Genomic DNA, 20,714 nt, shown 5'->3' with positions numbered 1-20,714 from the left:
CGGACTGCCGCATTCCCGGTATCGCAATCGCCATGCCAACCGCGCCAGCGTCGGCAACCGGCTTGCCGTGGCGGGCGCTGCCGCATGCTGCACCCGGCGCAGGTGCCCGCTTTTACAACAGGCGCTCCGATTTACACGCCCATGCCGCCGCGCGACCGGCGTGGCGTTTGGCGAACACGCGGGTACGGAGTTTGCGGACTGACAGATGCCAGTGGTCCCGCGCTGCCAGGCAGCGCATCGCGGAGAACGCGCTGGCCCTGACCAGGAGACACAGCCATGCGATCTACCCGATACTCCGCGCGCAGCCTCAAGCTGGCCTGCGTGGCCGCGGCGCTGGCGGCGGCTGCCGGCAGCGCGCAGGCCCTCGACAAGAGCGGCCTGGTGTTCGTCGCGGCCGACAATATGCCGGTGGCGCCGGTGAATTCCGCGCCCGGCATGCCGGGCCGCCCTGACGCCGATCGCGGCACCAGCGCCGACATGAATGCCGATAAGGGCGCCGACAAGGCCAAGCAGGCGGTCGAGGATGGCGCCATCACCACCAAGATCAAGACCAAGCTGCTGACCACCAAGGATCTCAAGTCGACCGGTATCCACGTCAAGACGAAGAACGGCACGGTCGAGGTGGGCGGCACGGTGCCAAGCCAGCAACAGCATGACCTCGCGCTGGATGCGATCCGCAGTGTCGAGGGGGTGGCCTCGGTGAACGACAACCTGAAGGTTTCGACGCGCTGAGGGCGCGCGGCCGGCGCGCCGGTCTCCTGTGCCCCTGCTTCTGCGGGCCGCAGGAGACCGGCGCCACCGGCCGCTTTTCCAGCCGCGGTTTTCCAGCCGCGGTTTTCCAGCCGAATTCCCAGTCATGCAGTGCTGATCAGGCCGCCTTGCGGCGTGTCGAGCCGGCGCTCTTGCGTGCCACGGTATGTGATTTGGCAGGCGACTTCGCATGCGACTTGGCCGGCGCATGCTTGGCCGTGGTCCGCTTAGCCGTTGCCTTCTTTGCCGCCTTCTGGGTCGCCTTGTTCGCCGCGGTATGGCGCGCAGGCGTCTTGCGCCGGCCCGGCCTTTCGCTGGCGCTGTCGTCGTCGGCTTCCTCCGCCGATTCGGATTCCTCTGCCGCCTTCGCGCGGCTACGGCCCTTGCCCTCGTCGCCCTTGCCGCGCTCGCCCAGGCTCTTGCGCAGCAGCGCCACCATGTCGATGACCTTGGCGCTGCGGCGCGGCGCCTCTTCGTCCTCGGTTGGCTGGGTCAGCTGGTGGGTCTTGCCGGACTCCACTTTCTCGTCGATGCGCGCCATCATGTCATCGCGATAGGTGTCGCGGTACTGCTCCGGCTTCCAGTCCTCGGTCATGTCCTTGACCAGCTTGGTTGCCATCTCGATCTCGCGCGCATGGGCGCCGGTGCCCTTGGCGCTTGACGCCTTCGGCAGGCGCAGGTCGGAGATCGGCAGCACCTCGTCGGCGAAGCGCATGGTATTGAGCACCAGCGCGTTGTCGTGCACAAGCATCGCCGCCAGGTGCTGGCGGTTGCGCAACACCACCAGCGCGAGCGCGGCGCGGCCGGTGCGCCGCATGGTCGCATGCAGCAGCGCATAGCCGCGATCGCCGCGCTTGTCGGGCTCAAGGTAATAGGGCGTGTCGAAGTAGTAGGGCGGAATGCTCTGCGCGTCGACGAAGCTGACGATGTCGACCGTCTGCGTCGCCTCGACATTGGCCTGGCGGAAATCCTCGTCGTTCAGCAGCACGTACTCGTCCTTGGCGTATTGATAGCCCTTGACGATGTGCTCCTTGTCGACCGGCTTGCCGGTGCTCTTGTTGATGCGCTGGTAGCCCACCGGTGCCATGTCGCGCGCGTCCAGCAGGTCCAGGTCCAGGGTCTGGCTGCGCGATGCGGGCCGCAGGACTACCGGGATATTGACGAGGCCAAAGGTAATGGCGCCTTTCCAGATGATGCGGGACACGTAACGGCTCCTTTGCCGCGCGCGCGTTGCGGCGGCGGTGGCGGCTGGTCGCCCGGTGGCGGGTCGGAGACCGGTTCAGGCGGGCCCGGCGGCGGCTCGGGCGGCGGGATTTCCGGCTCTCGCGGGGGCAGTTCGGGGTCGGGCGTGGTATGCACGTAGGCTCCTTGTCAGGGTTGATGGCGGGCCGGCATGGCTACGCACGGGCCTCGCCCAGAGTATCCAGCAGGTGCGTCAGCGCCTCCAGGTCGGCGGGCTTGACCAGGTGCTGGTCGAAGCCGGCTTCCATCGCGCGCCGGCGGTCGTCGGGCTGGCCGAAGCCGGTCAATGCGACCAGCGTGGCGCCGCGCATCTCGGGCAGAGCGCGCAGCCGGCGCGCGGTCTCGAAGCCGTCCATGGCCGGCATGCCGAGATCCAGCAGCACGACTTCCGGGCGTGCCTCCGTGGCGCGCGCGACGGCGGTGGGTCCGTCCGGCGCGGTCACCACGGTGTGGCCCATGCTCTGCAGCGTCATGGTCATGGCTTCAAGCGCGTCGGCATTGTCGTCCACCACCATGATCCGCCGCGGCACGCCGCTGCGCGCCGCGCCCTTGCCGGTGCCGGGGTGCCACTTGTGCCACGGCTCGACCGGCAGCCTGACGGTGAAGGTGCTGCCCTGGCCGGGACCCGGACTGGCGGCGCGGATCGTGCCGCCATGCAGGATGACCAGCTTCTGCACCAGCGTCAGGCCGATGCCGGGCCCGTCGTGCGGGAAGGCGTTGCGGGGCGCGGTGCCGCTGTCGTTGCCACTGTCGTTGCCGCTGTTGGTGCCGACAGGCGCACTGGCGGCGGGATCGTGCGGGGCCAGCGGGTCGAACAGCAGCCGCTGCAGCGCCTCGGACAGTCCGGTGCCGTTGTCGCGCACGCGTACCGAGACGTAGCCGCCCGCCTCGGCGCCGGCCGGGTCGTCGTCGAGCGTGGCATCGACCGTGATCTGGCCGCCGGCGGGCGTGTAGGCTGCGGCGTTGTGCAGCAGGTTGCTGAAGATCTGCGTCAGTCGCACCAGGTCGCCGCGCACCGGCAGCGGTTGCTCGGGCAGCGACAGGCGCAGCGTGTGGCGGTACGTGTCGATCTCCGGCCGCACGGCTTCCACCGCGGTATTGAGCGCGGCGCGCAGTTCCACCAGATCCTGCCGCAGCGTAATGCGGCCCTGGTTGAAGCGCGAGATATCGAGCAGCTCGTCGACCAGCCGGGTCAGGTGGTGCAACTGGCGCCCGATGATGTCGCGCGCGCGGAACATGTCCTCGCGCGACGGCGACAGCTGCTGCAGCATGTCGGCGGCGCTGCGCAGCGGCGCAAGCGGGTTGCGCAACTCATGCGCGAGCATGGCCAGGAACTGGTCCTTGCGCTGTTCTTCGTCGCGCAGCGTGCGTCCCGCGCGGTTCTGCAGCGTCACGTCCTGGCAGATGCCGGCAATGCGCATCGGCCGGACCTCGCCGGCATTGGCGCGCGCGACTGTCTGCCCTGCGCCGTGCACCGGGAAGGCGCGCGCGCGGATCTCGCGCAGCTGGCCATCCGGCCGCGTCATCTGGAATTCGATATCCATTCGCCCGTCGCTCATCATGCTGGCGAGCGCGGCCTCGACGCGCGGGCGGTCGGCGGGGACCAGGCGGTCCAGGCAGCGGCGTGGGTCTTCCATCACGTCTTCTGCGCAATGGCCCCACAGCGCCTCGAACGAAGGGCTGACGAACAGCAGCTGCCGGGCTGCCGGATCGAGGATCCAGACCACGTCGGCCAGCGATTCAGCCAGCTGCCGGAACAGGTCTTCGTTGTCGTGCAGTGCCTGCGTGGTGCGGTGGTAGGCGTCTTCAGCCCCGCGCAGCCGCAGCAGCGCCTGGATGCTCGACAGCACTTCCTCGGGCTCGGCGGGCTCGACCAGGTAGCCGTCGGCGCCGCAGTTCAGCGCCTCGACCCGCTGGCGCGCCTGGGCCACGCCGGGCGATGTCAGCAGCACCAGGGTGCGCGCGATCTGCGGGTCGTCCTTGATCAGCCGGCACACCTCCAGGCCGCTGATATCTGGCAGGCGCGACGACAGCAGCACCAGCGCGGGCGCATGCTGGCGCACGAGTGCCAGCGCCGACTGGCCGGTGGCCGCCTCGATCACGGAAAACTCGCCCCGATGCAGGATGCGGCTCTTGACGTAGCGCGGGCCCTCGCGGTCCTCGACGTTGAGGATCAGCGCGGCGCGATTGGCTTGCGGGCTCATGGTGTCACGCTGACGCGCGCGGATGCGCACGTCCGGAGCCGATCGCGGCCGCACATGCGCGAGGCGGGTTCGGAAACAGGTAAAGGTGCACCGGCCCTTGGGCCGGGTTTGCAAATCTTGCCAAGCCAGGTGACGTCTCGATTGTAGTTATTACACGCATGCAGAAGTGGTCCATTGCATTCCCCCTTTGTGGCGGCTTATCCACGGGCCTTCGAAGAGGCCGTTCCGCTTCGCCGTGGCAAGAGGCGTGCCGGGCTCGCGCGCCGGCATCCCGGGCGCGCTGGCGGCATCAGGTCGGCATCAGGCCGCCACCTCGGCCTTAGCGGCGCGCGGCCTCGCCGCTGTGTGCCTCGGCACTTGGCGAGGTGCCGCCGTGCGGGCCTGTAGAACCAGGAGCTTCGGCAGCCTTCTGCGGGACCTTTCCGGGTTCGGTGGCGCCCGTTGCCGTGGCACCCTTGCCGAAGCGCGTGGCCAGCTGGTCTTGCACGCGCGTCAGGGCCTCGGCCTGCTGCTTGGCCGTTTCCGCCTCCTTGGCCTTCTTGGCTTCAGCTGCCTGCTGCTGCTCGGGCGTGGGTGCCGGCAGGCGCGCCTGCACCGGCGCGGCGGCGAACGACAGCATGGCGCAGGAAACCAGCAGGCGGCGCAGCGCGCGCCGGCCGCGCGGCGCGCCGGTGCTGCTGCCGGTGCCGGTGCCAGCGGCGCGGATCGTACCGGGAATGCTGAGGTGGATCATTGCGGTCTCTCCGTAGGTTGCGGCGCGGCGCTCACGCCGGCTGTCTATGGAAATCGGGGCAAGAAATGTGCCGCGGCGCGGCTCAACCTGCGCGCCCGAGCCGCGCCGCGGCGCGCGTGATCGCCTGCCGCACGCTGGCATAGCCGGCCCACGGATCGTCGGCCTGCAAGGCCTGCAGCCGCGCGCCCACGTTGGCGACGGTCCATTGCGCCGCGCTCTTTAGCGTATCGAGTTCTTCCCACGAGACCGGGATCGATACGCCGAGCCCCGGGCGCGCGCGTGCAGAAAACGCCGCGACCGTGGTCGCGCCGACACCATTGCGCAGGTAATCGATGAAAATCTTCCCTACGCGGTTGCGCGCCCCGCTCTTGGCGACGAAGCGCTGCGGGATGGTGGCGGCAACATGGCGCACCACGTCCAGGGCGAAATCCTTGACCTCGTCCCAGCCGGCGCGCTGCGTGATCGGCACCACCACGTGCAGCCCCTTGCCGCCGCTGGTCTTCAGGAAGCTGGCCAGGCCAAGCTCGTCGAGCAGTGCCTTCATCAGCGCGGCGGCCTCCTGCATATGGTCCCAGGGCACGCCTTCGCCGGGGTCCAGGTCGAAGATGATGCGGTTGGGCCGGTCGAGGCTGCGCTTGCTGGCGTTCCAGGTGTGGAACTCGACCACGTTGAGCTGGGCCGCGGAGACGAGCCCCTCGGCCGACACGATCTCCAGCAGCGCGGGGTGTCCCGGCCACAGCGACGGGTCCAGGATGTTGATACCGTCGACGCGCAGCGTGTCGCCATGGCGCTGGAAGAACTGTTCGCCGCCGACCCCGGCAGGCGCGCGCACCATCGCGATCGGGCGGCCGCGCAGGTGCGGCAGCATCAGTGGCGCAGCCTGCTCGTAATACCGCACCAGGTCGCCCTTGGTCAGCCCGGAGTCGGTGTCGATCACCCGTTCGGCATGGCTGATCCTGACCTTTCCGCCGAGCGCGGTGGGCTGCCTGCCGTGGGCGCTGGCTTTTGATGCGGTTTCTGTTTCTGCCGCGGTTTCTGTCGCGGATCTTGCCCGGGCTTTGTCGGCGCTCTTCGAAGCGGTCCTGGCTGCGCGCCTTGCGGGTGTCTTCTTCGCTGCCGCTGTCTTCTTCGCCGCTGTTTTCTTCTCCGCCACCTTCGCCGCAGCCTTTGTCCCTGTCTTCGTCCCCTTGCCGGCCGGTGCAGCCGGCTTCTCCACCGAGACCGTGCCCGCCGGCTTGTCGGTGCGCAGCCCGTGGAACACGGCATGGCGCACGCGTCCTTCGCGCGTCCAGCTGCCAAACGACACCTCGGCCACCAGCTTGGGCCGCACCCAGTGCCCCTTCACACCGGCCGGCACAGGAGCGAACGGCGACGTACCGGTGCGCAGCGCGTCAAGTTGCGCGCGCAGTTCGTCGAGCGTACGGGTGTCGAAGCCGGTGCCGACATTGCCGGCGTAGCGCAGCCGGCCGCCGCTGTCATGCACGCCCAGCAGCAGCGAGCCGATGCCGGTGCGGCTGCCCTTGGGATCGGTAAAGCCCGCCACCACGAACTCCTGGCGCAAGGTGCACTTGAGCTTGATCCAGGTGTTGCTGCGCGCGCTGACGTAGCTGGAATCGGCGCGCTTGCCGATCACGCCTTCGAGCTTCATGCGGCAGGCGGCGTCGAGCATCTCGTCGGGCGCGGCCTCGAAGTCCTCGCTGAACTGCAGCCGCGGCGCGGTATTGCCGGCAAAGATATGCCGCAGCAGCGCGCGGCGCTCGACCAGCGGCACCTTGCGCAGGTCATGGCCGGCATAGAAGGGCAGGTCGAACACGAAGTACTGGATCGCCTCGGCGTGCGCGGTATCGAATGCGTTCTGCAAGGCCTGGAAATCGGTCTCGCCATGCTTGCCGAGCACCACGATCTCGCCGTCGAGCCAGCCGTCTGGCAGCCCGAGTGCGCCGACGTCGCGCGCCAGCGCGCGCAGCTTCGCGGTCCAGTCATTGCCCTGGCGCGTGAACAGCCGCACGTCCTTGCCGTCGATGCGCGCCAGCACCCGGTAGCCGTCGAACTTGATCTCGTAGCGCCAGGCCGCTGCGTCAGCAGGAGGCTTGTCGACCAGCGTGGCCAGCTGCGGCGCCAGCGCCAGCGGCAACGCCGCGCGCGGCGCGCCGGTCGGCGGCTTCAGCGCCTTGGCGGAGCCAGCGGCGGCGGCCTTCTTGCCGGCACTGGCCTTCGCCTTCTTCGGCGCCGGGCTGGCGGCCTTGGTGGCACCTTTGGGCTTGCGCGCCGTCCCGCCCAGCACGCTGTCGGGCAGGGCTTCGACCACGTCGAACGCCGAAGCCGGCATCGCGGCGTCGTCGCGTTCCTTGATCAGCAGCCAGGCGTCCTGCGCCTTCTGCCGGCTGCCGCGCATCCGCACCAGCGTCCAGTGGCCATGCAGCTTCTCGCCGCGCAGCTCGAACTTGAGCTTGCCGTCGCGGTAGCCGGCGTCGGCGTCGCCGACCGGCACCCAGGTGCCGCGGTCCCAGACGATCACCGTGCCCGCGCCGTAGTGCCCCGCGGGGATGACGCCCTCGAAGCCGGCGTAGTCCATCGGATGGTCTTCGACGTGGACTGCCATGCGCTTGTCGGCCGGATCCAGGCTCGGGCCCTTGGGCACGGCCCAGCTTTTCAGCGTGCCGCCGAGTTCGAGCCGGAAGTCGTAGTGCAGCTGCCGCGCCGCATGCTTCTGGATCACGAACGACAGCTCGCCGGCGCGCTTGCGCGGCGCTCCACGCGCGCGGGCAGCGGCACCGCTGGGCTCCGGCGTGGCGCCGAAGTCGCGCATGCGGTGGTATTTGTCCAGCGCGGCGCTGGCCGGACTGCGCTTGCGAGCAACCACGCCGGCCTTGCGCGCCGCCGGCGGCGAGCGCTTGCGGGCAGGGGTGCCGCTGCGCGCGGCGGTGCGCTTTGCCGCGGTACGGCCGTCGCCGGATTCCTGTCGCGTCGTCTTGGCCATGGCTGTCGCCGGTTGCGGGAAGATGCATCCAGCTTAGGCAGCACATGGCGCGGCCGAAATCGGCGCCCGTCCTACAGCAGGGCAGGATGGCGCCCTGTTCGCCCAGGGCCGGCGGCCGGCATGTGGTTCTTACCGGACGTTGTAAATCTGCCGAACATCCGCCCCGGACCGGGCACGTCCGGGCGCGCGCAGGCCGACGCGTAACCGGCGCGTAACCGGCGTGAAGCCGAAGCAAAGCCGTCGCAAACAGGAACGTAATTTGCGAAGGGCTATTGTTAACGCTAAGTCCGGCGCGGTGCCGGGACTATCCCCGAGGAGGAAGCGGCAGATGAAACCGACCCTGAAGAAAATCGGCTCGCAGGTGATCGTGCTGACCGGCGCTACCAGCGGCGTGGGGTTGATCACCGCGCGCAAGGCCGCGGCGCGCGGTGCGCGGCTGGTGCTGGTCGCGCGCAGCGAGGATTCGCTGCACAAGCTCGCCGAAGAGTTGCGCGAGCAGGGTGCCGAAGTCATCACCATCACCGCCGATGTGGGCCGCCACGAAGACGTCGCGAAGGTCGCGCAGGCCGCGATCGAGCGCTTCGGCAGCTTCGACACGTGGATCAACAACGCCGGCGTGACGATCTTCGGCCGCCACGGCGACGTGCCGCTGGAAGACCAGCGGCGGCTGTTCGACACCAACTACTGGGGCACCGTGCATGGCTCGCTGGCGGCGGCCGCGCACCTGCGCGAATGCGGCGGCACCATCATCAACATGGGCAGCGAGGCCTCCGACGGGCCGCTGCCCCTGCAGAGCGCCTACGCGGCCTCGCAGCACGCGATCAAGGGCTTTACCGATTCGCTGCGGCTGGAACTGGAGCAGGAGCAGGCGCCGGTGAGCGTCACGCTGATCAAGCCCGCCGGCCTGGAAACCCCGCTGGCCATGCATGCCAAGAACTTCCTCGATGTCGAGCCGCGCCTGCCGCCGCCGCTGTACGATCCGGCGCTGGCCGCCGATGCGATCCTGTTCGCCGCCGAGAACCCGCGCCGCGACCTCTTCGTCGGCGGCGCGGCCAAGGCCTTCTCCGCGGCGGCGTATCACACACCGCATACCTTTGACCGCTTCATGCGCCGTTTCATGGGCCGTGCCCAGCAGACGCGCCACCCGGCCGGCCCGCTCGAGGACAACGCGCTGTATGGCAGTGGCAGCGGACTGCAGGAGCGCAGCGGCACGCGCACCGCGCTGCAGTCATGTCCCTATACGACCACGGCCCGGTATCCGATACTGGCCACCGCGCTGGTGGTCGGGGCGTCCGCCGCGGTGGCGGCGATGGTCCAGCTGCGCCGGGGCCGCTAGCCGTCCGGCGCGCCACAGCCAGCGCGCGCGTTGCGTGCGCGTAGTTGGCGTGGGTGCGCGGATCAGGCGTGCGGCATGGCTGCGGTCGCGATCCGTGCCACTAACACCTATCATGGTTCTGCATGCCCGCCACTGGCGGGCATTTAGCCGTGCCATGTGCCGGGCTTGGTGGCATGCCGGGCGTTCGCATCCGCGGTCGTGGACGGCCTGCCATGTTCGTCCACAACCACACAGGGTGTGCCCATGTCGGAGCCGCTAGCGGCGAAAGGTGCCCGCGCGCCACATCTGGCAGATGCGGAAGGAGTGCCCACCGCGCAAGCGGGGCAGCCGACGGCTGAGCAATACCGGCGCCTGCTGGATGCGGTCGAGGACGTGGCGGTGTTCGAAACGGATGCCGACGGCCGCATCGTCGCATGGCCCGAGGCCGCTCGGCGCGTGTTCGGCCACCGCGTGGAAGACATCGCCGGCCACCATTTTTCCTGCCTGCATCGCGCCGACGACGTCGCTGCCGGGCTGCCGCAGCAATGGCAGCAGGCCGCCGCGCGGGCCGGCAGCGCGCGCGACCGGGGCTGGCGCGTGCGGCGGGACGGCAGCCAGCTGCAGGCCGCCTGTGTCATGCATGCGATCGCCGGCGGCTTCGTGGTGGCGTGCCGCGATACCACCGTCCAGGATGCCGCGGCCGATCACGTGCGGCTGGCCGAGTCGCGCCTCCAACTGCTGGCCGACAACCTGCCCGGCACCGCGGTCTGCGAGCTGGAACTGGATGGCACCATCCGCAGCTGGAACGTCGGCGCGCAGGCCGTGACGGGATATGCGGAGGCTGACGCGATCGGCAAGCCGCTGGCGCTGCTGTACACCGGCCCGGATGCAGCCGCCGGGCGCGACCGTCTTGCGCTGGAAGCCGCGCGCGCCTGCGGCCAGTGGGCCGGCGACGAGCGCCTGGCACGCCAGGATGGCACGATCGTGCGCTGCCAGACCCGCATGGTGCTGGTGCGCGATGCCGCGGCCTGCCCGGTCGGACTGATCTGGACCGCGCGCGATATCAGCGACGCACTGCGCCTGGAGCTGCTCGAATCCGGCAACCGGCGCCTGCAATCGTTCCTTGCCATCCTCGGGCACGAACTGCGCAACCCGCTGGCTCCGGTGCGCAACGCGGTCGAAGTAATCGCGCTGACGCCGGATGCCGATACCCGCATCCGCCATTGCGCCGCGATCATCGACCGGCAGCTGCGCCAGCTCGAACGTCTGGTCAACGACCTGCTCGATGTCGGCCGGGTGACCGCGGGCAAGTTGAAGATGGAACTGACGCCGACCGCGTACAACGACGTGGTCAGCACCAGCCTGGAAGCGATCCGGCCGGTGCTCGAAGCCGCTGGCCAGCAACTGGTGGCGGAGCTGCCCGCAGCCTCGCCCCACGTGCGCGCCGACGCCAACCGGCTGGGACAGGTGCTGCTGAACCTGCTCAGCAACGCCACCAAGTACACCCCGCGCGGCGGCACCGTCAGCGTGCGGGTCCAGGTCGAGCCTGCGCGCGTGGTGACAACCGTCTCCGATACCGGACGCGGCCTGCAGCCCGCGGCGCTGGACCGGATCTTCAACCTGTTCTCGCAGGAAGCCGAGAGCAGCCGCAGCGGGCTCGGCGTCGGGCTGGCGCTGGCCAAGGCCGTGGTCGAAGCGCACGGCGGCGCGGTCCAGGCCGACAGCGCCGGGCCCGGCAAGGGCAGCACCTTCACCGTGATCCTGCCGCGCTCCGGCGCGCCGCGCCGCGAAGCCGCCGCGCCAGCGCAGGGAACGGCGCCACGGCGGCGCGTACTGGTGGTCGACGACAATGCCGATTCCGCCGACAGCATGGCCGAACTGCTGAGCATGCTCGGCCACGATGCGCGCGCGGCCCATGGCGGCCACCAGGCGCTGGCGCTGGCGGTCAGCTTCCGCCCCGACTGCGTGCTGCTCGATCTGGAGATGCCCGACATGTCGGGCTATGAGGTCCTGCAGGCGTTGCGCCAGACGTGCGGCGCGGACGTACGCTTCCTGGCGCTGACCGGGCGCGGTACCCCGGAAGACCAGCGGCGCAGCAAGCTGGCCGGTTTCCACGCGCACCTGACCAAGCCGCTGGCGATCGATGCACTGTCGCGCGCGCTGGCCGATCCGCCCGCCGGTCGCACGGCGCCGTCCTGAACCGGCTGTCCTAAAGCGAGCGGTACGCGTCCAGGCGGTTGTACAGCGTCTTCAGGCTGATGCCGAGGGCGCGCGCCGCCTGGCGCTTGTCGCCGTCGAAGCGCGCCAGCGTGGCCATGATGATCTCGCGCTGGGTATCGGCCAGCGTGGTGCCCACGCGCACGTTGACCACGCCATCCACGGTGGTGGGCCGCGGCGGCTGCGTGGCGAGGTTGGGATTGCCGATCTCGACCATCTTGTCGGCGAGGATAAAGGCGCGGTAGACCGCGTTCTTCAGCTCGCGCACGTTGCCCGGCCAGTCATAGCGCACCAGCCGCTCCAGCGAAGCCGCCGAGAAGGCCTTGTCGGCGTGTTCCATCGCGTTGTATTCGGCGAGGAAATGCCGGGCCAGCGGCACGATATCGTCCGGGCGCTCGCGCAGTGGCGGGATATGCAGGGGGAACACGGCCAGCCGGTACAGCAGGTCTTCGCGCAACTGGCCCGTGCGCACGGCGTCGACCGGGTCGCGGTTGGTGGCGGCCAGGATGCGCACATCGGTGACGATCAGCGTATCCCCGCCGACGCGGTGGAAGGTGCGGCTTTCCAGAACCCGCAACAATTTGATCTGCATCTCCAGCGGCATTTCGGTGACTTCGTCAAGGAACAGGGTGCCGCCCTGCGCCTGCTCGAAGTACCCCGCCTTCTGCTCGATCGCGCCGGTAAATCCGCCTTTCTCGTGCCCGAACAGCTCCGACTCGATCAGCGTCGGCTGGATCGCGCCGCAGTTGACGGCGATGAAGGGGCCGTTGCGCCGCGCGCTGCGCTCATGCACGGCGCGGGCCACCACCTCCTTGCCCGAGCCGCTTTCCCCCACCGCAAGCATGGTGACATCGGTGGGCGCCACCCGCTCCACCTGCGCCATCAAACGCTGCATGACCGGCGCGGTACTTTCCCACAGCAGCGAGACCTGCGAGGGTACGGCGCGGCGCGGCGCACCTTCTCCGGCCGCTGGGGAAAGCGTGCCCTGGCGAGTGGAGGCGGGGACGGCGCTGGCGCGCCGCGGAGGTGTGGTGGTCACTGGCACGGTCGAAGGCAGGGCTGGGCGAGCTTCACGTGTGGAAAGGGGGGAAGGTGGGAAGTTCCTATGCTAGCCTTTGCCACAGGGCCTTGCCATAGCCGCGCGGTCCTGCGCGGAAAGTTCCGACAGCTGTGTCAGACAGACACCGGCAACCACCACGTCAGGCCCCGCTTAGACTTGCATTACGCAGTGGACTGGCAGTACGCAGTCGGAACCGTGCCGCCCCTGTCCTGAACTGCCTGGCATTGGCTGCCTTGCCGCGCTTCGCATGGCGCGCAGCGGCGGCTGCGGTACCTGGTGCCGGACGGGGAATCAGACAGGTGTTTTTGCTGGTTTCGCAGAAGTTTCCATTAAGTCTCACTGACGGATCGTATGCCCCACATCCTGATTGTCGATGACGATGAAAACGCATGTGCCGCGCTGGCGGAAATCGTCGCCATGGAAGGTTTCACCTCCGCCACCGCCGGCAGCCTGCGCGAAGCCCGCCTGCAGTTTGGCTGGCACATGCCGGACGCAATCGTCGCTGACCTGCGCCTGCCTGACGGCAACGGCATGGAGCTGTTCGACGAGGTTGGCGCTTCCGGCGTCGAAGTGATCCTGACCACCGGTTATGCCAGCGTTGAAAGCGCGGTCGACGCGCTGCGCGCCGGTGCTACCGATTACCTGGTCAAGCCGATCAACGTGGCACGGCTGCAGACCGTGCTCAAGCGCCTGGCCACCACCGGCGAACTGCGCGCAGAAATCCATTCGCTGCGCGGCGAACTGCGCCGCTACGGGCGCTTCGGCCGGCTGATGGGCAGTTCGGAGGTGATGCAGTCGGTCTATGACCAGCTCGCGCGCGTTGCGCCCACCGAAGCAACGGTGCTGCTGATCGGCGAGAGCGGCACGGGCAAGGAACTGGCCGCGCAGACCGTGCATGAGCTGTCGTCGCGGCGCCGCCAGCCTTTCCTCGCGGTCAATTGCGGCGCGATCTCGCCCACGCTGATCGAGAGCGAGATGTTTGGCCATGAACGCGGCAGCTTTACCGGCGCCGACCGCCAGCACAAGGGCTATTTCGAGCGCGCCGACGGCGGCACGCTGTTCCTGGACGAAATCACCGAGATGCCGGCCGAACTGCAGGTCAAGCTGCTGCGCGTGCTGGAGACCGGCACCTTCATGCGCGTGGGCACCAACCGCGAATGCCATGCCGACGTGCGCGTGCTGGCCGCCACCAACCGCAACCCGGAAGAGGCCGTGGCCGACGGCAAGCTGCGCGCCGACCTGTTCCACCGCCTGAACGTGTTCCCGGTGGAGCTGCCGCCGTTGCGCGCGCGCGGCGACGACGTGATCCAGATCGCCAACCTGATGCTGGACCAGCTCAATGGCGAGCAGGGCACGCAGCGGCGCTTCGCGCCCAACGTGCTCGACAGCCTGCGCCTGCATGCCTGGCCGGGCAATGTGCGCGAACTGCGCAATTTCGTGCAGCGCGCCTTTATCATGGCCGACGAGGATCTCATCACCGAAGTGCAGGTGCCGTTGCAGGTGGCGGCCACGCAGGCCCCGGGCGCGGCGGTGGTGTCGGTGCCGGTGGGCATGTCGCTGGCCGATGCCGACCGCCAGCTGATCTTCGCCACGCTGGAGCAGTGCGCCGGCGTCAAGAAGCATGCTGCCGAGATCCTCGGCATCAGCTTGAAGACTTTGTACAACCGGCTGGAAGATTATGCCGCCCGCGGGGAGCTGCCCGAGTGGCTGCGCGCCTCGCGCAATGACACGGGATCCTCCGCGACCGGTTGACTGGCCTCGGACGACATGCGGGCTGGCCTCCCCAGCGCTGCGCGCAGCACGTTTCTTGCTTCCACGTCCAGCAGCCAACCTGGCACACCAGACCCCATCCGACCATGACGCAACCGCAGCCACCGGACAACAAGCGGGACGCTCCTGACGACCTTTCCACCGATGCAGCGGCAGCCGCGGTGCGCGCGGTGCAGGAAGTCAGCACGCTGATCGAGCAGTCGGCCCATGACCTGCGTTCATCGCTCAATGCCATCCAGAGCTGGGCCTACGTGCTGGACCGCGCCTTCGATGCGGCGCCGGCCCCGGCGCAGCGCGCGCTCGACGGCATCCGCGCCGGCACCCAGCAGCAGCTGGCGCTGATCGAGGAAATGGAGGAATCGGTGCGCCTGCTGGCCGACGAGCACGTGCCGAGCTGGCAGCACGTCGACCTGCTCGATGCAGCCGCGCAGGCCATTACCGACCGCCGCCCGGCCGCCGAGGCGCGTGGGGTGCTGCTGGCCCCCGTCACCACCGACGGCGCCGGCGATGGCGCGTATGGCATCGACGGCGATGCAACCCGCCTGATCCCGTTGCTGCGGCACCTGCTGGTGCACTGCATCTGGCGCGCGCCGGCGGGGGGCTCGGTGGCGATGCATCTGGTCGGCGAGCCCGCCCACGTGAAGCTGCGCATCACCGAGAGCCCACCGCTGGACCAGCAGCGCAGCGCCAGCCGGCTGGCGGCGCTGACCGACTTCTTCGGCCGCAGGCCCGCTGGCGACGGCGCCATGCCGCCGCGGCAGAGCACCGCGCTGCTGCTCACGCGGCGCATGGTCGAGATGCATGGCGCCCTGCTCAGCGCCGAAAGCGAGGGCTGCGAAGCCGACAAGCTCAGCGTCTGCATCGCCGTCAGGTTCCCGCGCCAGCCCGCCATGGCGTGACGGGGCGCGCCCCGTCCCCCGACCCGTCTCCCGCCCCGTCCCCCTTTCCGCCTCTGCCGCGCGTTGCGCGCATCTTCCATCCTTTGCCTGACGATGTAGTTTTTACCGGCATGTAAGGCGCTGTGCGCCCCGGTCGGGCGCCAGTCTTGGGGGCAGTTGTGCGCCGGTGGCGGGCCCGGCGCGGCGTTTGGCCGGCACGCGGCGCGTCGCGCAGTCTGGCCCGGCCTTTGCATGGGTCAGTCACTCAACCAAGGAGGGAACAACCATGCCTAACGCCAGCCGCAAGTCCGACAAGGCCGCGCAGGTTGCCCGCAAGCCGTCCGGCGCGAAATCCTCGGCATCCACCGCAAAATCCATGGCCAAGCCGGGCGCGCGAGCGGCCGCCAAGCCCGCTGCCAAGCCAGCCACCAAGCCCGCCGCGAAGCCTGCCGCCAAGAGCGCCGCAAAGCCAGCGGCAAAGCCGGCAGCGAAGCCCGCCGCCAAGGCGGCGAAGCCAGCTGCAAAGTCAGCCGCGAAGACCGTGGCCCGCCCTGCAGCCAAGGCCGCCTCCAAGGCTGACAAGCCGCAGGCCATGCGTGCCAGCGCCGCCGCCGGCAAGCCCGGCAAGCCCGGCAAGTCCGGCAAGTCCGGCACCGCGTCCCGTCCCGGCGGAGCCAGGTCCGGCATGGGCACGGACAAGCCCCAGCGCGGCAAGGAGGCCAGGACCTACCAGGCCGCCGTCGACGACTCGTTGGAGATGACGTTCCCGGCCAGCGATCCGATCTCGCCGAGCGCCGCCATGCATGCCGAAAAGAAGATGCAGACCGCGCGTGACGATGTCGACTGGAAGCTCAAGCGCGGCAGCGAGCAGCAGCCCGTGGGGGCCAAGCCGGCAGGCCAGCGCAAGGGCAGCGCGCGCGGCCGCTAGTGTGGCCGCTTGTGTGGCGGCTAGTGTGGCCGCAGTAATCGCCGTGCCCGCAGCGTGGGCGCAGCCGATGCGCGATTCCGATCAACAAGAAATGGAGCCAGCATGACTGCTATCGTCGCAGGTCGATTCGACAGCTTCAGTACCGCAGAATCCGTTGCCAGCCATCTCAAGGCACGCGGTTTCGCGGACCAGGACCTCAGCCTGTTCTACGTCAATCCGCCGGGGCAGCACGCGGCGTATGCGTTGGGTGGAGACCATGCCGCCGATGCCGGTGCGCGCAAGTCTGGCGTTGGTGCCATTGCCGGCGTGGTGATCGGCGCCGCGGTGGGTGCTGCCGTGGGCGCCATGCTGGTCTCGGCGCTGTCCGCCGTGCCGCCGCTGTCGATCCTGGTGCTGGTGTTTGCCGTGGGCCTGGGCGCGTATCTCGGTTCGCTCGCGGGCGCGCTGGCGCTGGCGCGCGATGCGCGGAGCAATCCGGTGACCGGACAGCCGCCGGTGCGCAACGCCGGCGTGCTGCTGGCCGCGCACGTTCCCAGCGGCGACACCGCCGCGGTCGCGGACCTGCTGCGCCAGGGCGGCGCGCAGGATGTGGAGCGTGCCGACGGGCAATGGCTCGACGGCCGCTGGGTGGATTTCGACCCGCTGGTGCCGCCGGTGCCGGCCGATGTGCGCCGCCAGGGCCAGGACAGCCGGCCCCGGACAGAATGACTTTTTGCAGCGACTTGTTGCAGCCAACCCCCAACGGAGGTGTCCATGACCCAAGTCCAACCTGAATCCCCTGGCGAGCAGCCGCGCGGCGCATCGATCGTCGGCGGCATCGACCGCAATTCCCCCGGGCCCGGCCCGTTCGTGATGGCCGCCGATACGCTCGAGGGCAACAAGGTGGTTGACCCCGCGGGCGACGACATCGGCACCATCGACCACATCATGATCGATGTCCTGGGCGGGCGCGTCGCGTATGCGGTGATGGCGATGGGCGGCTTCCTCGGCATTGGCGAGAAGCTGTTTGCGCTGCCATGGTCCGCGCTGACGCTGGACACGCGCCGCAAGTGCTTCGTGCTCGGCGTCGAGAAAGACCGGCTCAAGGCCGCGCCCGGGTTTGACAAGGACCACTGGCCAAGCATGGCCGATTCGCAGTGGGCCACCAGCATCCACCAGTACTACGGCATTTCGCCTTACTGGGAAGCGGACCGCTACGATCCGTGGGGCTGACCCGGGAGAAAGCGGTGTGCCACTGAGCGAGGAACGAGGCGCCGGATTCCATCCGGCGCCTCTTTTTTCGGGAGTCAGACCGTGTGGCGTCAGACCTTGTGGTTGATCTGCCCGGATGGGCGCTGCGATGGGTCGGCTTGCATGCCGCTGTCCTCCGGCTGGGCCGGCGTCCCGGGCCGCGGTTCGTGGCGCAACGACAGCGCGTTGTGTACGCCCAGCACGCCGGCGCTGACCGCCGCGGCCTTCTCGATGCGCTGCGCGGCGTCGACATCCTCCACGCAGCCCCGCACGGTGACCCGGCGATCCGCGACGTCGAGCGTCACGCCGTCGGGAAAGCGGCCGTCGAACGCCGCGGCGATCTCGGCGCGCACCGCCACGCGCAGCGCTTCGTCGTCGGCGGATGGGGAAGGGGAAGGGGCATTCTGGTTCATCTCGGCTCCTCGACAGAAAGCCATGTCCGGCGCAAGAAGCATTCCCGCGCGACCGACCGCCGGCGTTGCGCGCCGCGCGATGCAGAAACGCCAGCCTTATGCCACGGCATGCCAGGCAAGTGCTGCGCGCGTTGTAGGACTGCGCCCGCTGCACATCGGCCCCATGCACTCCATACAATGAAATCAGCATGCCGCCGCGCCGGCGCACAGGCAACAGCGCGAACGAGCAAGCGCGATCGAGGAGCGCAACGATGAGCAAGTCCAGCCCAATCCTGCCTGGCGTCGGTCATCGGCCAACGTCCGGCACGCATGCCAGCGTATTGCACGCGTTTGACCGGTTCGCGGGCGCCGCCACGCGCCATGCCGGCTCTCCTACTGCGTTCGTGCTCGCGGTGGGCGTGGTGGCCGCCTGGGCCATCACCGGCCCCATGTTCGGTTTCTCCGAGACGTGGCAACTGGTCATCAATACCGGCACCACCATCGTCACCTTCCTGATGGTGTTCCTGATCCAGCAGAGCCAGAACAAGGATGCGGTGGCGGTCCACCTCAAGCTCAACGAACTGCTGGCCTCGCACCGGGAAGCCAGCAACATGCTGGTCTCGATCGAGGACCTCGACGAGGAAGAGCTGCGGCAGCTGGTGACTTTCTACCGCCACCTGGCCGAGCTGGCCGACAAGGAAGATGGCGTCAAGATGAGCCATTCACTGGACGAGGCGCGCGAGAACCACGCGGCCAAGCAGCACGCCCGCGCCTCGCGGCAGATCCGCCCCGAGGACGGTGGCAGCGGCGCCGATGCGCATGCCACCGCCGAGGCCAGTCCATAACCCGCAGCACCGGACCGCGGTACGCATGCTCATGCTGCATGCCTGCCGCACGCCGTGAACCCGTCGCGCCAACCACGTTATCGAGCAAGGAGCCTCCCGTGTCCGATCCGAACAAGGCAAGCAAGCGCAAGCAGATGGGACCGGCCGCCGCTGCGTCCCGCGCGGTCATGGTGTACGGCTGCGATTCACTCGGGCAGCCCGACAGCCACCTTGGCACCACCATGGCCAATATCGCGCGCAAGGTGGCAGAGATCGTGGGGATCGGCTACGCGGGTGCCTACGATGAAGCCGCGTCCGACCGGCCGCGTCCCTACCTCGTGCCCGCGCAGACGCTGATCGGGCAGGAGCTTGCCACGCGCATCGGCGTGCATGGGGAGGGTGACCTGTTCGGCGGCGTGGTGCCTTACGCGTTCGTCGCCACCAAGGCGATCACGCATGGGCTGGTCGAGCCCGGCGCCGCCGCTCCCGAAGGCTGGAGCGAAGCCTTCGTGCAGCGCGTGGTCGGCGCGACCCTGCCGGGCTTCACTGCGTTCACCATGGCCGATGCGCGCACGGCCGGAAAGCGCCTGCTGGCACTGGGTCCGGTCCGGCTGAAGGAGCCATGCGGCATCGGCGGGCTGGGCCAGTGCGTGGTCGACAGCGAGCGCGCGCTCGACGAAGCGCTGGCCGCCATGCCCGATGCAGTGGTGGAAGCCCACGGCATCGTGGTGGAGCGTGACCTGGACGCGCCGCAGACCTATAGCGTCGGCCAGGTGGAACTGGCGGGACTGCGCGCCAGCTATTGCGGCACGCAGGGGCTGACGGAGAACAACCGTGGCCAGCAGGTCTACGGCGGTTCGACGCTGACGGTGGTGCGCGGCGGCTTCGACGCGCTGCTGCAGCAGCCGTTCGACGCGCGCACGCTGGCCGCGGTGCGCGCGGCGATGGTGTACCACGACGCCGCGCTGGGCTGCTATGGCGGCATGATGCTGACGCGCTGCAACTACGACGTGGCCTTTGGCCCGGCCGCGGGCCCCGACGCCGACCGCGAGCAGATCCTTGGCGGCGTGCTCGAGCAGTCATGGCGCGTAGGCGGCGCCACGGGTGCCGAGCTGGCGGCGCTGGCGGCGCTGCAGGACGATCCGGACCGAAACCAGGTGGTGGCGTCCACGCGCGAGGTGTACGGCGCCAACGTGCCGGTGCCCGCCGACGCCGTGATCTATTTCCAGGGAGAGGACCGCCACGTCGGTCCCCTCACCAAGTACGCAAGGCTGGAGCCCGATTCCCATGGCAACCCATGAAGAACTGCTGCAGATTCAGAGCGAGGGCGGCACCATTGCCGGCACCCTGATCAGTCCCGAGACCAGATTGCCCGGCGTGCTGTTTGTGCACGGCTGGGGCGGCAGCCAGCAGCAATACCTGGCGCGCGCGCGCAAGGTCGCGGGCCTGGGCTGCGTCTGCCTGACCTTCGACCTGACCGGCCACGCCGGCACCAAGTCGCAATACGAGACCGTCACCCGCATGCGCAACCTGGCCGACGTAGTCGCCGCGTATGACACGCTGGTACGGCAGCCGGAAGTCGACCGCAACGCCATCGCGGTGGTAGGCAGCAGCTACGGCGGCTACCTCGCGGCGCTGCTGAGCACGATGCGCCCGGTGCGGTGGATGGGGTTCCGCGCGCCGGCGCTGTACATGGATTCCGGCTGGGAGCTGCCCAAGCGCCAGCTGCACCGCGAACAGGACCTGGTGGCGTACCGGCGCAGCGTGGTCCCGCCGGAAGACAACCGCGCCGTGCGCGCCTGCGCGGAATTCAACGGCGATGTGCTGGTGATCGAGTCCGAGCACGACCAGGTGGTGCCGCACGCCGCGGTGATGAGTTATGTCGACGCATGCGTGCATGCCAACTCGATGACCTACCGCGTGATCAAGGGCGCCGACCACGGGCTGACCGATGAGGAATGCCAGCGTGCCTACAGCAGCCTGCTGGTCAACTGGCTGCGCGAGATGATCACCCTGGCGCGTGCCGGCCCGGTCAGTGCGGACAGTGCCTTGCAGCCCAAGCCGCGGCGCACGGCGCCGGAGCCCGACGATGATGCCGTCGGCATGGGTGAAGGGGTGCCGTCGCCAGCAACGGCCTACGGTTCCGCCGGCGCACCGCCGCCTGGCGCCGAGTAGTGCAGAGCGGCGCCGC

General features: G+C 69.3%; 17 protein-coding genes. 11 read left to right on the top strand and 6 right to left on the bottom strand.

All coding sequences use genetic code 11. The features are described from left to right. Positions 1-276 precede the first annotated feature (276 nt). Positions 277-732 carry a BON domain-containing protein gene (locus tag CTP10_RS29295; RefSeq protein ID WP_116319030.1) on the top strand — a complete coding sequence of 152 codons (456 nt, stop codon included), beginning with the start codon at positions 277-279 and terminating at the stop codon, positions 730-732. A 136-nt stretch (positions 733-868) separates the two neighbouring features. Here the strand turns inward: CTP10_RS29295 and ku are convergent, their stop codons facing one another. The 4 genes from ku to ligD form a co-directional block, all read right to left on the bottom strand. Beyond that, complete coding sequence (gene ku / locus CTP10_RS29290; protein ID WP_116319029.1) at positions 869-1,954, bottom strand: non-homologous end joining protein Ku; 1,086 nt, start codon at positions 1,952-1,954, stop codon at positions 869-871. Between the two features lie 193 nt (positions 1,955-2,147). Further along, positions 2,148-4,196 (bottom strand): hybrid sensor histidine kinase/response regulator, encoded by a 2,049-nt coding sequence (locus tag CTP10_RS29285; protein ID WP_116319318.1) that lies wholly within the window; start codon positions 4,194-4,196, stop codon positions 2,148-2,150. 319 nt (positions 4,197-4,515) lie between these two features. Beyond that, positions 4,516-4,929, bottom strand: a complete 414-nt coding sequence (locus CTP10_RS29280) for a hypothetical protein (protein WP_233528094.1) — start codon at positions 4,927-4,929, stop codon at positions 4,516-4,518. Between the two features lie 82 nt (positions 4,930-5,011). Further along, the gene (gene ligD, locus CTP10_RS29275; RefSeq protein ID WP_116319028.1) at positions 5,012-7,909 is read right to left on the bottom strand and encodes a DNA ligase D; all 2,898 of its coding nucleotides are present in this window, start codon (positions 7,907-7,909) and stop codon (positions 5,012-5,014) included. Positions 7,910-8,237: 328 nt separating this feature from the next. On the opposite strand from ligD, the gene CTP10_RS29270 reads away from it, so the two are divergent. After that, positions 8,238-9,245, top strand: a complete 1,008-nt coding sequence (locus CTP10_RS29270; protein ID WP_116319027.1) for an SDR family oxidoreductase — start codon at positions 8,238-8,240, stop codon at positions 9,243-9,245. Between the two features lie 303 nt (positions 9,246-9,548). Continuing rightward, entirely contained in the window at positions 9,549-11,423 is a 1,875-nt protein-coding gene (locus tag CTP10_RS29265) for a hybrid sensor histidine kinase/response regulator (protein ID WP_233528093.1), read from the top strand. Between the two features lie 10 nt (positions 11,424-11,433). Here the strand turns inward: CTP10_RS29265 and CTP10_RS29260 are convergent, their stop codons facing one another. Then, positions 11,434-12,486, bottom strand: coding sequence for a sigma-54 interaction domain-containing protein (locus CTP10_RS29260; RefSeq protein ID WP_116319025.1), 1,053 nt, complete (start codon positions 12,484-12,486; stop codon positions 11,434-11,436). A gap of 366 nt (positions 12,487-12,852) precedes the next feature. Between CTP10_RS29260 and CTP10_RS29255 the strand changes: the two genes are divergently transcribed. From CTP10_RS29255 to CTP10_RS29235, 5 genes are all read left to right on the top strand, one after another. Then, positions 12,853-14,253: a sigma-54-dependent transcriptional regulator gene (locus tag CTP10_RS29255; RefSeq protein WP_116319024.1), complete on the top strand. Its 1,401-nt coding sequence runs from the start codon at positions 12,853-12,855 to the stop codon at positions 14,251-14,253. Positions 14,254-14,357: 104 nt separating this feature from the next. After that, complete coding sequence (locus CTP10_RS29250; RefSeq protein ID WP_233528092.1) at positions 14,358-15,170, top strand: sensor histidine kinase; 813 nt, start codon at positions 14,358-14,360, stop codon at positions 15,168-15,170. Positions 15,171-15,435: 265 nt separating this feature from the next. Then, positions 15,436-16,077 carry a hypothetical protein gene (locus tag CTP10_RS29245; protein WP_233528091.1) on the top strand — a complete coding sequence of 214 codons (642 nt, stop codon included), beginning with the start codon at positions 15,436-15,438 and terminating at the stop codon, positions 16,075-16,077. A 102-nt stretch (positions 16,078-16,179) separates the two neighbouring features. After that, on the top strand, positions 16,180-16,785 hold the full coding sequence (locus tag CTP10_RS29240) for a hypothetical protein (protein ID WP_116319023.1): 606 nt from the start codon (positions 16,180-16,182) through the stop codon (positions 16,783-16,785). A gap of 45 nt (positions 16,786-16,830) precedes the next feature. Then, positions 16,831-17,289: a PRC-barrel domain-containing protein gene (locus CTP10_RS29235; RefSeq protein WP_116319022.1), complete on the top strand. Its 459-nt coding sequence runs from the start codon at positions 16,831-16,833 to the stop codon at positions 17,287-17,289. Positions 17,290-17,378: 89 nt separating this feature from the next. Here the strand turns inward: CTP10_RS29235 and CTP10_RS29230 are convergent, their stop codons facing one another. Next, complete coding sequence (locus CTP10_RS29230) at positions 17,379-17,720, bottom strand: BON domain-containing protein (protein WP_116319021.1); 342 nt, start codon at positions 17,718-17,720, stop codon at positions 17,379-17,381. Between the two features lie 251 nt (positions 17,721-17,971). Here CTP10_RS29230 and CTP10_RS29225 point away from each other — a divergent pair, with 251 nt between their 5' ends. From CTP10_RS29225 to CTP10_RS29215, 3 genes are all read left to right on the top strand, one after another. Beyond that, positions 17,972-18,544 carry a low affinity iron permease family protein gene (locus CTP10_RS29225; RefSeq protein ID WP_233528090.1) on the top strand — a complete coding sequence of 191 codons (573 nt, stop codon included), beginning with the start codon at positions 17,972-17,974 and terminating at the stop codon, positions 18,542-18,544. A gap of 98 nt (positions 18,545-18,642) precedes the next feature. Next, a complete protein-coding gene (locus CTP10_RS29220) occupies positions 18,643-19,824 on the top strand; it encodes a DUF3182 family protein (RefSeq protein ID WP_116319020.1) in 1,182 nt (393 codons plus the stop codon). Further along, positions 19,811-20,698 (top strand): alpha/beta hydrolase family protein, encoded by an 888-nt coding sequence (locus CTP10_RS29215; protein ID WP_116319019.1) that lies wholly within the window; start codon positions 19,811-19,813, stop codon positions 20,696-20,698. Before CTP10_RS29220 ends, CTP10_RS29215 begins: the two co-directional genes overlap by 14 nt. Positions 20,699-20,714 lie beyond the last annotated feature (16 nt).

Origin of the sequence: Cupriavidus sp. P-10 (assembly GCF_003402535.2) — a bacterium.
Taxonomy (GTDB): domain Bacteria; phylum Pseudomonadota; class Gammaproteobacteria; order Burkholderiales; family Burkholderiaceae; genus Cupriavidus.
The sequence above is the reverse complement of the archived record's forward strand: the minus strand, read 5'-3'. Positions and strand labels throughout refer to the sequence as shown.

Excerpts from the sequence above, each read along its gene's own strand:
- CTP10_RS29215 (WP_116319019.1), top strand. The coding sequence starts at position 19,811 with ATGGCAACCCATGAAGAACTGCTGCAGATTCAGAGCGAGGGCGGCACC.
- ligD (WP_116319028.1), bottom strand. The coding sequence starts at position 7,909 with ATGGCCAAGACGACGCGACAGGAATCCGGCGACGGCCGTACCGCGGCA.
- CTP10_RS29295 (WP_116319030.1), top strand. The coding sequence starts at position 277 with ATGCGATCTACCCGATACTCCGCGCGCAGCCTCAAGCTGGCCTGCGTG.
- CTP10_RS29250 (WP_233528092.1), top strand. The coding sequence starts at position 14,358 with ATGACGCAACCGCAGCCACCGGACAACAAGCGGGACGCTCCTGACGAC.
- CTP10_RS29225 (WP_233528090.1), top strand. The coding sequence starts at position 17,972 with ATGAGCAAGTCCAGCCCAATCCTGCCTGGCGTCGGTCATCGGCCAACG.
- CTP10_RS29280 (WP_233528094.1), bottom strand. The coding sequence starts at position 4,929 with ATGATCCACCTCAGCATTCCCGGTACGATCCGCGCCGCTGGCACCGGC.
- CTP10_RS29230 (WP_116319021.1), bottom strand. The coding sequence starts at position 17,720 with ATGAACCAGAATGCCCCTTCCCCTTCCCCATCCGCCGACGACGAAGCG.
- CTP10_RS29240 (WP_116319023.1), top strand. The coding sequence starts at position 16,180 with ATGACTGCTATCGTCGCAGGTCGATTCGACAGCTTCAGTACCGCAGAA.
- CTP10_RS29245 (WP_233528091.1), top strand. The coding sequence starts at position 15,436 with ATGCCTAACGCCAGCCGCAAGTCCGACAAGGCCGCGCAGGTTGCCCGC.
- CTP10_RS29235 (WP_116319022.1), top strand. The coding sequence starts at position 16,831 with ATGACCCAAGTCCAACCTGAATCCCCTGGCGAGCAGCCGCGCGGCGCA.
- CTP10_RS29255 (WP_116319024.1), top strand. The coding sequence starts at position 12,853 with ATGCCCCACATCCTGATTGTCGATGACGATGAAAACGCATGTGCCGCG.
- CTP10_RS29270 (WP_116319027.1), top strand. The coding sequence starts at position 8,238 with ATGAAACCGACCCTGAAGAAAATCGGCTCGCAGGTGATCGTGCTGACC.
- CTP10_RS29285 (WP_116319318.1), bottom strand. The coding sequence starts at position 4,196 with ATGAGCCCGCAAGCCAATCGCGCCGCGCTGATCCTCAACGTCGAGGAC.